The organism is Vibrio salinus (assembly GCF_021272385.1).
GTDB classification, from domain to species: Bacteria; Pseudomonadota; Gammaproteobacteria; order Enterobacterales; family Vibrionaceae; genus Vibrio; species Vibrio salinus.
In genome coordinates this window covers 826340-839217 of the sequence record NZ_JAJSDZ010000005.1, presented here as the reverse complement: position 1 = coordinate 839217, position 12878 = coordinate 826340, and the positions used below count along the sequence as shown (strand labels likewise).

Genomic DNA, 12878 nt, shown 5'->3' with positions numbered 1-12878 from the left:
AAAAATAATTTGTTTATTAAACTTTTATTAAATTTATCAATAGAAATGCCGAAAATTTGTTTCGAAACTGATATTGAAGGTAAAAATCCAGATAGCTTAATCGTTTATCTTTCAGATAGGCGGTAGAAAGATCCATGATCGGCACTGTGTATTATTTTGGTGAAATCTGGCACAAGCTTAGTGCATTTATCGTGTAAGCCTGAATTATGGTGGTGACGAAAAGATGAAATTTTTAGAAAAATGACGATAAATAATGCAATCCAATTAGTTTAGCGTAATGTTTTGTTGAAAAGATCTTCGGATGCTTGCTGTTGGTGTGTTCTTTGCTTACAGCATATGAATTCACCATTGTTAGTACCTTTCTATGTATAAGGAGCGTGAAGCATGTGTCGTTGGCTTGCTTATCAGGGGCAACCTATTTATCTTGATGAACTGGTTTTTGAGCCGGAGTATTCTCTCATTCACCAGAGTTTAGAAGCCCGCAAAGCGGTGACCAGAGTCAATGCTGATGGATTTGGATTGGGGTGGTATACAGAAAGGGACACACCGGGGGTCTTTCATGAGGTTTTACCCGCCTGGGGGGACGATAATTTGCGTTCTCTGACTCACCATATCCGCTCGCACCGTTTTATGGCTCATATTCGCTCTTCTACCGGGACGCAGGTTTCCCGTGCTAACTGCCACCCTTTTATTCTTGATCAATGGCTGTTTATTCATAACGGGCAAATCGGAGAGTTTGATAAAGTCAAATTTCTTTTAGAAAGATGTTTGCCGGAGTCATTGTATATAAAAAGACAGGGAACAACCGACAGTGAACTTATTTTTCTGTTAATGGTAAAAAATGGATTATTTACGGAACCGGAAAGGGCCATTAAAGAAACGATTATGGAAATTGAAAAGGTTTGTCGGCAGAAAGATGTAACAGAGCCATTTAAAGCGTCTATGTGTATCTCGGATGGCCATGCATTCTGGGCTGTCCGGTATAGTACGGACAATCATCCGCCGACCGTTTTTCTACGTTGTGATAATGGAAATATGACACTGGTATCTGAACCGCTGGATTCTAAGAATAACTGGCAGGCTTTAGCTCCGCAAACGGTCACTTTTATTGAAGGTTGTCATTATGAGGTGCATTCAATTGAAATGGCACTTTGTGGCTAGTATCAAAAAAACAAATAAAAGACAAGGAATATTTCTATTAAAGAGAACAAAGACCATGCGCTGGTGGATAAACAGGCTAAGCTATCAATAGGTTACTTTTGTTCTGGTACCTTATTTTTTAAAGTATCGTATCGATAGAGGTAATCTCCAGTGAAAGTACTACTTTGATAGGGTTATTTCCTTGTTTACTCTCTTGGAGGATGCACACCGCCAAGAGAGTTTTTTTATTCTTTTTCTTCTATCAAATCATAGAGTCTGGCATCCACTAAATCTGTCAGATGAATAATATCAATTTTAACTCCCCGTCCCAGGTGACCGTTTGAGATATAAATCCGTTTGGGTTCAATGGATTGTTGGTCAATATAAATAGGGTATTGTTTAGTAAACCAGATACCAAGAGGGTTATTGGTGCCATGAATATAGCCGGTAGTCTGTTCCAGTTGTTGATCGGGAATTAATCCCACTTTTTTGTTGCCTGAGACTTTTGCCAGTTTTTTGTAACTGAGCCGGCAATCAAGAGGCACGACGGCGATGATTGGGCCTGTAGTATTACCCGTTAACGCTAAAGTTTTGTATATGGTGTGAGGATCAATTTCGCCATCATTGACACAGATAGAGGTATCATGACGCTCTACCTTAAAAAAGACCGATTCGTAAGGAATGCCACTTGCAGCTAAAAAAGTTTCGACATCAAACAAGGCATTCATAGTCATATTGATACAACCCCAGTGCGTAGTCCATTAGCAAAAATGTGATCTGGTTTTGTGTTGTTGTTCTAATTATCACACGTGATCATCGTGTTATTGTAACATTCGTCAATATTTTCAAAAGCCATATTATGTGTTTGGTTAATAAATATGCGTTTTGGATCATGTTTAAAAAATAATTTGAACTTGTTTTTTTATTTTATCCATTAATATCAATTGGATAGTGGTTTTATTTTTATTGTATTTGCAAGGTTATTGCAATTCGGCACTTTGTCGGAGAGAGAGGCGTAGTTATGGAATATTACAACATCAATGCGAAACGTTTTTTTGATGGGACATTCCAGGTCAATATGGAAAAGTTATATCAGCCATTTTTAAACCGGATACCGGAAGGCGGTTTGATTATTGATGCCGGATGTGGCTCTGGCCGTGATGCGTTGGCATTCTCTGAAAAAGGGTATGAAGTTCAGGCGTTTGATTCCAGTGAAGTCTTGGTGGAAATGGCACAGGAAAAAACCGGTTTAAAGATCGAATGCAGTACTTTTGTCGATTTTTATACTGAACCGGCCAGTGTTGACGGGCTTTGGGCGTGTGCATCTCTGATCCATACCGGGTTTGATGAATTGGGAAGTACGATGACTCATCTGATGCATTTTCTGAAGCCGGAAGGGATTGTATATTGTTCTTTTAAATATGGGACTGAAGATACTGATGTTGATGGACGGCATTTTACGAATATGAATGAATCCCGGATTGATCGTGTAGCGGCAGAAACCAATGTATCCATTCGTCACTTATGGATTACGGAAGATCAGAGACCCGATAGAAAAGGGGAAAAATGGCTAAATGTGTTATTGATGAAAAAGTCATAAACCAGAGTATTTAAGGATTAACCGGACCCTTTTTAGGGAAAAGGGGAAAGCTTTTCTATCGTTGTTTCCTCGTTTCATCGTTTAAACATCAAATTTATGACAGTGATCACCGATATTTCGCTTTATGGTGTCTTCATTTGAGAGAGAATAATGTGATGACTCTGGTAACTCTACATCTATAGGATAAGAACGTGAAACGTGGACTTTATCGTTTAGCCAACCCCAATGATTATGAATTTAACGAAGAGCTTGGGTTATGGGAGCTCTCTTTCGATACTCGTCCCATTGCCGGAACCCGTTGTGAAGACCCTGTCGCGGGGGCGATTATTTACAATGAAAAAAGAAAACGTTTTGTTGAAACGTACATGAAAGTTCAGCATGACTTAAAGAATCGTCCTTTACATACTTTTGATTTTAATGATGTGCTTGAGTGGGCGGTGTCGGATGAAGCGAGTGAAAAGCAGTGCTGGTATGTTAACCGGCTACTGAAAGCCGCAAATGAAGATCAATATACGGCGGTTGCACTGGATTTTATGCGTGATGAGGTCGCTGCGGTTCCTGCCAGAATGGAACTTGCGGTTTATTTTTGCGGACTGAAGCAGAGGTTAGCGGCTGATACTGAGGTTGTAAAAAAAATCGAAGAAAAAAGTGGCGAATTACCATTGGTAATGACAGCGGTTCAATGATGAATATTCCCATTGCTAAGTTTGATGCATAATGCAAATTTGTAACTGCAACATTTGCAATTTGGTAGACAACGTTTGAGAACAATTTATCCTTAAAAATACAACCTATTGATTTATAGGATAAGTTTTAGTTGGCACGTAACTTGATATTACTGGAGTACTTCCTTAATGGGGAGTTTACCTAGCCAACTGACGTTGTTAGTGAATAATTTGTTCACATCTGTTTTTGCCAATCACATTTGTGATTGGCTTTTTTATTATGAGTTATCATGTTTTTTAGATTGAATAAAATGGGTACTAAAAAGGACAATAAACCCTGCTTTAGTCGTCATAACTTCCAGTGTCCAGAAGTATTAAAGTACAGGCTTCCTGAACTTTTATCCCCGCAGCTGTTAATTTCAGGCGACATGCTTCGCTTTCCGTTCCCGGATTTAGGATAACCCGGGTTGGTTTGGCTTTTATAATGTCACTGAGCAGGGTTTCTAATATTTTGGGGCCGACATAAACCGTGACAGTATCCAGTTTTTCCGGGTAGTCGGTTAGAGACGTAAAGCACTTAACACCATTAATATCGGATTCTTTGGGATTAATCGGAACAACCGTATGGCCATGTTCCTGTAGTTTTATCTGAGCTTTATTAGCAAACCGACCGGGTTTTGAACTGGCCCCTAAGATAGCAACGACTTCTGACATAATTTGGGTTCCTTATTAATCGCATTTAAAGCAATGCTAGCATGGGAGCCAGACATTCGGAATATAATATTAGACTTTGCTTATGTTTGTCTTCATTTAATTTTTCACTATTTGCGTTGGATCGACGTGATATACTCTGCTGCTCTCATTACGATTTTCCAGACCTGAATTAACCGAGACTGAAATGCCATTTGCAAAACTTGGGTTGAGCCCATCGATAACCAGTGCGTTAGCATTATTAGATTATACAAAACCGACAACTATCCAGAAAAAAGCCATTCCGGTCATTCTGGATGGGAATGACTTAATTGCGGCTGCTCAGACAGGGACAGGAAAAACAGCCGGTTATATGTTACCGATTCTGGAAAAACTGAGCTACGGTCAGACTCAGAAGAAAAAACGCATTCGGGCTCTGGTTGTGGTACCAACCAGAGAACTGGCGATTCAGGTTGAAGAGCAAACAGAGAAGTTCAGCCAGAATTTACCGCTAACCAGCCTTGCAATGTATGGGGGTGTGGATAGCAAAGTGCAAAAAGCAAAACTGATAGAAGGCGTTGATATTCTCATTGCTACCCCGGGTCGTTTACTGGATATGTACGGTCAGCATGCTGTTTATTTTGAAGAAGTTGAAGTGTTGGTGTTGGATGAAGCTGATCGCATGCTGGACATGGGCTTTATTGATGATATCAACAAAATTTTCGACCGGCTTCCGGAAAACATTCAGCACCTGCTTTTTTCAGCGACGTTATCTCATAGAGTGAGAGATTTGGCAAAAACCGTCATTATCGATCCTTATGAAATCAGTATTGCGGCCAGTCAGGCGTCAAAGAAAAACATTGCACAATGGCTGGTAACGGTTGATAAAGACAAAAAATCAGCATTACTAAGTTATTTGATTAAAGAAAATGAATGGAAGCAGACTCTGATCTTCATTGAAACCAAACACGGTGCCGCAAAGTTAGTGGATCAGTTGGAAAAAAGAGGTATTAAAGCTGAGGCCTTTCACAGTGGCCGTAGCCAGACTGTCCGGGCTAAGTTACTGGAAGATTTTAAGTCAGGAGCCATTCAGTTTCTTGTCGCAACGGGTGTGGCAGCACGGGGGATTGATATTGAAAATCTTCCCAGAGTACTGAATTATGATCTCCCGTTTCCTGCGGATGAATACGTACATCGTATTGGCCGGACGGGCAGAGCGGGAGCTGTCGGCGAAGCGATTTCGTTTGTTTCCAAAGATAACTTTAAAAACCTTTGTATGATTGAAAGCCGTTTGGGACATTTGATTGAAAGGCGGATCATTGAAGGCTTTGAACCGAAGAAGCCAGTACCGGTTTCGATTTTGAATTATGTGCCTAAACATAAAAGGCAGAATCAAAATGCAGACAATCGGTAGTGCTCTTACCTGATGAGATTGTTGTTGAGGGTTAATTGTGTTTTATTTTTGCTAATTATTTTAATTAACCTTGTTTTTCAGAATATGTAATATTAAGTGATGGCTTTTCTATTTTAATCCTGATGGAAATTGAAGATGAGTGATTTTCGAGGAAATTAAAGCCATTTTACGTAGAATGAAAATATACTGACTCCTCCACTGAAACAGCAACTCTGTTTTTGCCCGTGTTTAAAGGTTAGAGTCAGATTATTATTTCCTAAGGTCTAATATTAAGACTTTTTATGTGATAAGCAATCTTCGTTGGTTGATAATGTTTCTTTGATAATGTCCTTTTCTAAAGTTGCATTGTTGGCTAATAAACAACGTTTTTCAAACTGAGTTAGTGTTAAAACGAAAAACATAGCAAAAGAAAGCAAACTTGCTAACAAAAATGCGGAGTTGGATGACCCATCTGAAAAATAATGGGAAGCACCATTAATGATGATAGGTGAGCTGAATGCTGCTACAGCTGTAAATGCAGAATAGATTGCAATAGCCATTGGTATAGTTGGCCCAGGTACGATGCAGGAGATAACAAACGGTGCTCTTGCCATATAAATACTTAAGCTGAAACCAGCGATAAAGCTGCCCAGTATAGCAAATGGAAGGCTATGGCTTTTTGTAACGATAAATAAGCCGATAGAAAGGATCAGAAAAGCAGACATGATAGTAAAGTGACCAGTAATCTTGCTGATCCTACCAAAAAGAACACCTGAAATTAATCCGCTGGCAAACAGTATGGCTGAGGTTAGTCCTGCAGTCGATGCATCACCGATATGATTTTCTGAGAGAAATAAGGCGATATTTGTTGGAAAAACAGTAAAAATCATTAAAAAGATAAAACCAATAATTCCAATTATAAAGACTTTAAGGTTAAGTTTTATGTGTTTATCAGACTCTGGCTCGAATGATGATGTGACATGAGCATTATAGTTAGTTGGTAAGCATAGTGAGGCAATAATAAGTAGAGGAATAGCGATTAAATAAGCTAAATAATTTGTTTGCCAGTTTATTTCTGCCAGTTTCCCGCCTAATACAGTAAATAAAATAGCACCAATGCTAACAAAGACGGTCATTAATCCAAAAGTTGCGTTTCTTTCATCGCCTGAAAAATTTTCAGCGATTAATGTGGGTGTTAATGTGGTGATCACACCAGTACCAAATCCTACAAATGCTGAGCAAAATAGAATAAAGTAGAAATTATTATTTAAAAAGTAAGGTATCAGTCCACCTAACATTATTAGAGCAATACCAAATAGAACTAATTTTCTCTTATCTTTATTAATCGCAAGTTTTCCAACAAGTAAAGCTGAAACTAATGACGTCAAGCTTGGTAATGAAAAAAGCATTTGTATTGCAAAAGATGGAATATCAGGGAATGTGTCAGCTATATTTGCTATAGAAGGAGTAATTGCCACAGAACACATTGTAAATAAAGAAATAGTGAGAATTCCTATTTTCGTTTTGTTTTTAATGTCCATTACGTTATTGCCTCAAAGAATTGTATTGGTTTATTATTCATCAGAGTAATAAATTAACAACTATGTTCATACCATTAGGTAATGGAAATATAACACTAGAAATGAGCAAGATTTTTACATTTTTTAACAGTTTTTTCTTCTTTATGACTCTATGATCAACTCTGTGATAAATATCACTATTATATATTTTGTTATTAAGTGACTTTATAGTGAGATAATATATGAATTATAACAATTATTATCCTTTGATTTTTTTTCTATATTTTAAAGGTGTAGTGTTCATTAATTCATTAAAAAATCTATTAAAAACACTTTGAGTGGAAAATCCTAATTGTTCTGATATTTCTGCAATACTCTTATTGCTATATTGTAGCATTTTTACACTTTCTTCTAATTTTACACTTTTTTCAATGATTTTATACGAAGTACCAACTTCTTTGAGTCTTCTTGATAATTTGATTTTATTAATATTTAAAATTTCACATATAGAATGTATTGATTTTGAACTTGAATAATAAATATTTCTATCATTGATGTTGTTTCGTATTACTGAAGATACAATATCTTTTATATTGTCTTTTTTGTATATTTCGTCATTTTTATTTTGAACTATCTTTAATAAGATATCATGAGTGGCTTGATTGAATTGTTGGTAAGGTGTATCAAGATTTTTGCACGTAAATATTATACTATCACTTTCTTGTTGCCATAGAATTTTACTATTCCAGTAACGACAAATTCCTTCTAAATATGGGCTTTTACTACACGTGCACGAAATTTGAAATTTTATATTTTCTTTATTTGAATATGTGTTTGAAATAAATATAACAAAAATAAAATTAATTATAGAAACAAAACTATATCTTAATTCAGGAAAGTGATGCTTATACGTCATTGTTATTGTATTACTAGATTCAATCAGGTTAAATTCGTTAATGTTTCCTACTATAGTTCTAAATTTAATAAAGTTTCTTAAAGCAGTTCTCAGATTTTCACAATTCAATACTAAAGCTGCATATTCAGGAGATGACTGTGAAAATGAATCTAGGATGTTGTTTTTATTTAGTAAATATTCGATAGAAAAATTATTTTTTAAATTTAACCAGTCCAAACCTCTATGTTTTTGTAACATATTTAATAGTTTGTAATGTTGCTCTGGTGTTATTCTTGCTGTTTTACAAGACATTACTTCTTGAGAAATTCCTGTAGCATGTGTGATATAATTCCATGTGAGGCCACTTTCTAATATGTGGTTAACAATAATTTTTTCAAAGTGAGTAGAATTACTTATTGTCTCCATATATTCTATATCTCCATTGTCCTGCTGTAATTAATGCTACTATAGTTGAGACTATAGTCGGTTGATCTATCTCTCAAAATTAATTTTATTTGTTTTTTTGCTAAAAAATAGTTTAGAAAGGTAAAAAAACATCACCAATTTTACAATAGCTTAATTTCTAATGGTTATTTCAACTGTAAAGGTATTAAGCATGAAAAAGAAATATATTCCTTTTTTGTTATCTATATTATTTCTATATGGTTTTCCTATTTGTGCTACCGAAAGTAGTAGTGACCATTTCTTAACGGGGAGGGAGATGAGAGAATCAAATTTCTTCCTAAATAGTAAGACTAAAATTAGCTTAGCTAATAAATTTCAATATTTAAAAAGTAATGACTACCCCGTTGAAAATTCAGTAGTTCAGACGGCCTGGGCTCAGGGAGTGAGGTTAGATTTTGAATCTGGATATATAGGTGAGCACTTTGGAGCTGATATTTCATATGCAGGGGTTGCGAAGCTGGCAGCGAGTGATTATTTCTATACGAGGCAGTATTTATATGCAAGCGGCGATGATATGGCTCCAGAAAGCTTTTCTAAATTCGAACAAGCATACTTAAAACAATATTTTGCTAGTGATAGTTCTCAATTAACTCTAAAAGAGGGACAGATTACCTTAGATGGCTTCGGAGTTCTTGATGGGTTGAATAAGGTTACGAATACATCCTATCGAGGTGCATTGGCAGATTTACAGTATGACAAGGTTGAATTTAGATTGGGTTATTTTTCTCAGTATATGAATGCGGATACGCCTCATAATGAGCATTTCGCTACGTTTTCAGGAAACAATTACGATTATGTATTAACTGGAGATTTGACCTACAAGGATAAGAACAATTCATTGCGATATCTTGCCGGTGAATATAAAGATTATTTATTCACTCATGGGTTGGAATTCAAAAGGCATACTGGTTCTATCCAATATACTGCAGAACTATACCATAATCATGCGTTAACTCTCTGGAAGCAAATGTCGGATTATCATAAAACATTCGATGAAGATGCTTATCACTTCAATATGGATTTGACCCGGTTTAGTGAGCAATGGGTCAATGTCATTGGTTACTCCTTTACTCAAGCAAATAGAAAAAACGGGCTGGGTCGTTTTCAACAATCTCTCGATAATATGACGTTCCATAGTCAGGCTTATGGGCTTAGTGAAGAATTCATTAATGATAATGAAAGTGTATTAACGTTGATTAATATTTATAAAATCACACCAGACTATGAGCTTGGATTCGTGTCTAGGTTTGGTTATGGCCATCATTATCAGGGGAATCATATGAATGATATTGAACTGGCCTTATTCAACAAGTGGACTCCAAGAAACATAGAAAACCTTACGCTGGTATTAGGTCTTGGACCAAACTGGACTTTCAAACGCGATTATTTCAATAACCCTATCCTTGATGAAAATGGAGATTGGCAACGGGGGAGCGGATTTTGTGTAACTTCTTCTATTGAATATGAATTTTAGCAAAAAATTGTACAGAATATTATTAGAGTAGGACTAAATCATGACTAAACATACAGTATCATATCCCTGTAATTTTTTATGGGGAGCAGCTACGGCTGGCCATCAAATTGAGGGAAATAATACGAACTCAGATATTTACATGTATGAGAATGTAATACCTTCCGTTTTCAAAGAAAAATCGGGCTTAGCCTGCAACAGTTATGAACTGTGGGAAATGGATCTGAAACTTGTTCAAGCTATGAATCTTAATTGTTACCGATTTTCTTTGGAATGGTCTCGTATTGAGCCGTCAGAAGGTGTATTTTCTGAAAAGGAAATTCAACACTATAAAAAAATTATTGATGGTTGTGTTGAGAGAGGGATAGAACCTGTTGTGACGCTGTGTCATTTTTCTACCCCATGTTGGTTTGCTGCTAAAGGGGGATGGACTAACCCGAATGCTTCTCAGTGGTTTGGTGCGTTTTGTGAGAAAGTATCGCAAACTATACTTCATAATGTTCGGTATGTTATCACTTTTAACGAACCGAATATTCTTATCTTACTCAATTCATTAGGTAGTATTCCAGAAGGCTTTTGGTACGGACAAAAAGCTATGTTGGATGCCGCCGCCAAAGAAGTTAATACAGAAAAATTTTCCGGTATTAACGCTATGAATCGTGAAGATTTTGCTGTCACAACTGACCACCTTATTAAAGGCCATATAGAAGGGCGCAAGGTTATAAAATCTTATCATCCGGCGTTAAATGTCGGATTTAGTCTTGCCGTTTTTGATGATCAGCCAGCTGGACCTGATAGTATTTATATCGATAAACAGCAGGAAATATATGGAAGCTGGGTACCCGTGAGTAAGTATGCTGATTTTATAGGTGTACAAAATTACGAAAAAGTTGTCTGGGATGATAAGGGTCCTGTAAAGGTTCCTGATGGTGAGATGACTAATTTCTCTGGTTCTTGGATTGATCCTACCTCATTAGCGAATTCGGTGAAAACTATCTATGAAAAAACACGGACACCAATATTCGTTACTGAGCATGGTATCGGTACCGATGATGACCAACTTCGAATTGCTTTTTTAGAACAGTCATTAGAACATCTTCGAAATGTTATTAGTGAGATCCCTGTAATTGGCTATACACATTGGACCTTACTGGATAACTATGAATGGGTAAGTGGATTTGATGTTCACTTTGGCCTCCATTCGCTTGACCCGATAACATTTGAAAGAAAAGCTAAGGATAGTGCTAAGTTTTATGGTCAGTGGGTTGCTAAAGAAAGACATTTAGCCAAGTCAGGTAATTAAGTTGTGCCATCCTGAATAGGATGGCGTTTTTTTTGATATACACATAATGAATAAAACCTCATTACCTTCAGATAATTCATTCATATCCTTTAAATTTTCTGTTATTGCATACTTATTCAGAAGAAAATTCGTTGAAAAGTTGACTAAACCGTTAATATTACTATCACACTATTAAAATAACTGTGGTAGACTTCACCGCCATCAAGCTGCAAATGTTTATTTTTGCAGTTTTCTTAGATTTTTAGTGATTCACGTCTCATGTGAATAACAACAAAAGTATGTTCTGACTGAATAGACATGCTCAGACGTTGAGGTTATTCAATATGTTTTACGATTATGGCGAGCTGATATGGAAAGGCTGCGTCGTAACCCTTGAATTAGCAGTACTCTCGGTTATTGTCGCTGTGGTTCTCGGGCTTATGGCAGCAACAGCAAAATTGTTTGCTTCCAGACCGGTTGCGATGATTTCTGATCTTTATACAACCCTTATCCGTGGTGTCCCTGATTTGGTTCTGATGTTAATGATTTTCTACGGACTTCAGATGGGGATGAATTCGGTTACGGAAGCTATTGGATGGTCGCAGATCAATATTGATCCATTCACTGCTGGTGTACTGACAATCGGTTTTATTTATGGTGCTTATTTTACGGAAACATTCCGTGGTGCATTTCTGACGGTTTCAAAAGGTCAGATTGAAGCCGGGGTTGCGTACGGATTCACACCATGGCAGGTATTCAGTATGATCATTTTCCCTCAGATGATGCGATTTGCTTTACCTGGATTATCGAATAACTGGTTGATAACGCTGAAATCAACCGCACTGGTGTCTATTATCGGTTTGGCTGATCTGGTGAAAGCAACGCAACAGGCCGGTAAGGGAACCTATCAGTTTTTCTATTTTACGATTGTGGCTGCTGCCTTATATCTGGTTTTTACCACGTTATCTAACCTGGTGTTTTACTGGTTGAACAAACGTTATTCCACAGGTAAAAGGGACGCAGAGCTATGATGGATTTAATAAGAGAGTACGGAATCTCTTACCTGTGGACAGATGGATACCGTTGGACCGGTGTTGTCGTTACCTTGTGGCTGCTTGTGATATCTGTTTCCATTGGTTTTTGTTTATCGATTCCTCTGGCCGTTGCCCGGGTATCTAAGAAGAAGCGTTATTGGTTACCGGTCTGGACTTTTTCTTATGTGTTCCGTGGAACACCGCTTTATGTTCAGTTGCTGGTTTTTTATACCGGAGTATATACACTGGATTTTGTTCGTAGCACTGAGTTTTTGAACTGGTTTTTCCGCAGCGGCTATAACTGTGTACTAATATCACTGGTTCTTAATACCTGTGCCTACACGACGGAAATTTTTGCCGGTGCTATTCGTGAAACAAAGTTCGGTGAAGTGGAAGCGGCAAAAGCATATGGTTTTTCTCCATGGAAAATGTATACCAAACTGATTATTCCTTCCGCACTTCGCAGAGCTTTACCGGCATACAGTAATGAAGTGATTATGATGCTTCATTCAACGTCACTGGCTTTTGCTGCTACTGTGCCGGATTTGCTGAAAATTGCCCGGGACGTTAACTCTGCAACGTATATGTCCTTTCAGGCATTTGGTATTGCTGCAGGGTTATATTTAATAATTTCATTTATTTTGATTAGTTTATTCAAGCGTGCTGAAAAACACTGGCTGAAACATTTGAAACCAGTAACGCAACAAGCTCACTAAGGTCTGC

The 12878-nt window shown here is 37.2% G+C and carries 12 protein-coding genes; 8 read left to right on the top strand and 4 right to left on the bottom strand.

Annotated elements, in window-relative coordinates:
- Window positions 1-384: 384 nt before the first annotated feature.
- Complete coding sequence (locus LRQ06_RS04035) at window positions 385-1161, top strand: class II glutamine amidotransferase (RefSeq protein WP_232765152.1); 777 nt, start codon at window positions 385-387, stop codon at window positions 1159-1161.
- Window positions 1162-1385: 224 nt separating this feature from the next.
- Here LRQ06_RS04035 and LRQ06_RS04030 read toward each other — a convergent pair whose 3' ends face one another.
- Window positions 1386-1874: a YbaK/EbsC family protein gene (locus tag LRQ06_RS04030; protein ID WP_232765151.1), complete on the bottom strand. Its 489-nt coding sequence runs from the start codon at window positions 1872-1874 to the stop codon at window positions 1386-1388.
- A 287-nt stretch (window positions 1875-2161) separates the two neighbouring features.
- On the opposite strand from LRQ06_RS04030, the gene LRQ06_RS04025 reads away from it, so the two are divergent.
- Window positions 2162-2740 carry a class I SAM-dependent DNA methyltransferase gene (locus LRQ06_RS04025; protein ID WP_232765150.1) on the top strand — a complete coding sequence of 193 codons (579 nt, stop codon included), beginning with the start codon at window positions 2162-2164 and terminating at the stop codon, window positions 2738-2740.
- A gap of 191 nt (window positions 2741-2931) precedes the next feature.
- Entirely contained in the window at window positions 2932-3426 is a 495-nt protein-coding gene (locus LRQ06_RS04020; RefSeq protein WP_232765149.1) for a hypothetical protein, read from the top strand.
- A gap of 321 nt (window positions 3427-3747) precedes the next feature.
- Here LRQ06_RS04020 and LRQ06_RS04015 read toward each other — a convergent pair whose 3' ends face one another.
- Window positions 3748-4119 (bottom strand): CoA-binding protein, encoded by a 372-nt coding sequence (locus tag LRQ06_RS04015; RefSeq protein ID WP_232765148.1) that lies wholly within the window; start codon window positions 4117-4119, stop codon window positions 3748-3750.
- A gap of 184 nt (window positions 4120-4303) precedes the next feature.
- Between LRQ06_RS04015 and LRQ06_RS04010 the strand changes: the two genes are divergently transcribed.
- Window positions 4304-5509 (top strand): DEAD/DEAH box helicase, encoded by a 1206-nt coding sequence (locus tag LRQ06_RS04010; protein WP_232765147.1) that lies wholly within the window; start codon window positions 4304-4306, stop codon window positions 5507-5509.
- A gap of 269 nt (window positions 5510-5778) precedes the next feature.
- On the opposite strand, the gene LRQ06_RS04005 is transcribed toward LRQ06_RS04010, so the two are convergent.
- Both LRQ06_RS04005 and LRQ06_RS04000 read right to left on the bottom strand, forming a co-directional pair.
- Entirely contained in the window at window positions 5779-7029 is a 1251-nt protein-coding gene (locus LRQ06_RS04005; RefSeq protein WP_232765146.1) for an MFS transporter, read from the bottom strand.
- A gap of 238 nt (window positions 7030-7267) precedes the next feature.
- Window positions 7268-8329, bottom strand: coding sequence for a helix-turn-helix transcriptional regulator (locus LRQ06_RS04000; RefSeq protein ID WP_232765145.1), 1062 nt, complete (start codon window positions 8327-8329; stop codon window positions 7268-7270).
- 190 nt (window positions 8330-8519) lie between these two features.
- Here LRQ06_RS04000 and LRQ06_RS03995 point away from each other — a divergent pair, with 190 nt between their 5' ends.
- The 4 genes from LRQ06_RS03995 (at window position 8520) to LRQ06_RS03980 (ending at window position 12871) form a co-directional block, all read left to right on the top strand.
- On the top strand, window positions 8520-9842 hold the full coding sequence (locus tag LRQ06_RS03995; protein WP_232765144.1) for an OprD family porin: 1323 nt from the start codon (window positions 8520-8522) through the stop codon (window positions 9840-9842).
- A gap of 40 nt (window positions 9843-9882) precedes the next feature.
- The gene (locus tag LRQ06_RS03990; RefSeq protein WP_232765143.1) at window positions 9883-11142 is read left to right on the top strand and encodes a family 1 glycosylhydrolase; all 1260 of its coding nucleotides are present in this window, start codon (window positions 9883-9885) and stop codon (window positions 11140-11142) included.
- A 323-nt stretch (window positions 11143-11465) separates the two neighbouring features.
- On the top strand, window positions 11466-12152 hold the full coding sequence (locus tag LRQ06_RS03985) for an ABC transporter permease (RefSeq protein ID WP_232765142.1): 687 nt from the start codon (window positions 11466-11468) through the stop codon (window positions 12150-12152).
- Window positions 12149-12871, top strand: a complete 723-nt coding sequence (locus LRQ06_RS03980) for an ABC transporter permease (protein WP_232765141.1) — start codon at window positions 12149-12151, stop codon at window positions 12869-12871. Before LRQ06_RS03985 ends, LRQ06_RS03980 begins: the two co-directional genes overlap by 4 nt.
- Window positions 12872-12878: the final 7 nt, after the last annotated feature.

Excerpts from the sequence above, each read along its gene's own strand:
- LRQ06_RS04035 (WP_232765152.1), top strand. The coding sequence starts at position 385 with ATGTGTCGTTGGCTTGCTTATCAGGGGCAACCTATTTATCTTGATGAA.
- LRQ06_RS04030 (WP_232765151.1), bottom strand. The coding sequence starts at position 1,874 with ATGACTATGAATGCCTTGTTTGATGTCGAAACTTTTTTAGCTGCAAGT.
- LRQ06_RS04025 (WP_232765150.1), top strand. The coding sequence starts at position 2,162 with ATGGAATATTACAACATCAATGCGAAACGTTTTTTTGATGGGACATTC.
- LRQ06_RS04015 (WP_232765148.1), bottom strand. The coding sequence starts at position 4,119 with ATGTCAGAAGTCGTTGCTATCTTAGGGGCCAGTTCAAAACCCGGTCGG.
- LRQ06_RS04010 (WP_232765147.1), top strand. The coding sequence starts at position 4,304 with ATGCCATTTGCAAAACTTGGGTTGAGCCCATCGATAACCAGTGCGTTA.
- LRQ06_RS04005 (WP_232765146.1), bottom strand. The coding sequence starts at position 7,029 with ATGGACATTAAAAACAAAACGAAAATAGGAATTCTCACTATTTCTTTA.
- LRQ06_RS04000 (WP_232765145.1), bottom strand. The coding sequence starts at position 8,329 with ATGGAGACAATAAGTAATTCTACTCACTTTGAAAAAATTATTGTTAAC.
- LRQ06_RS03995 (WP_232765144.1), top strand. The coding sequence starts at position 8,520 with ATGAAAAAGAAATATATTCCTTTTTTGTTATCTATATTATTTCTATAT.
- LRQ06_RS03990 (WP_232765143.1), top strand. The coding sequence starts at position 9,883 with ATGACTAAACATACAGTATCATATCCCTGTAATTTTTTATGGGGAGCA.
- LRQ06_RS03985 (WP_232765142.1), top strand. The coding sequence starts at position 11,466 with ATGTTTTACGATTATGGCGAGCTGATATGGAAAGGCTGCGTCGTAACC.
- LRQ06_RS03980 (WP_232765141.1), top strand. The coding sequence starts at position 12,149 with ATGATGGATTTAATAAGAGAGTACGGAATCTCTTACCTGTGGACAGAT.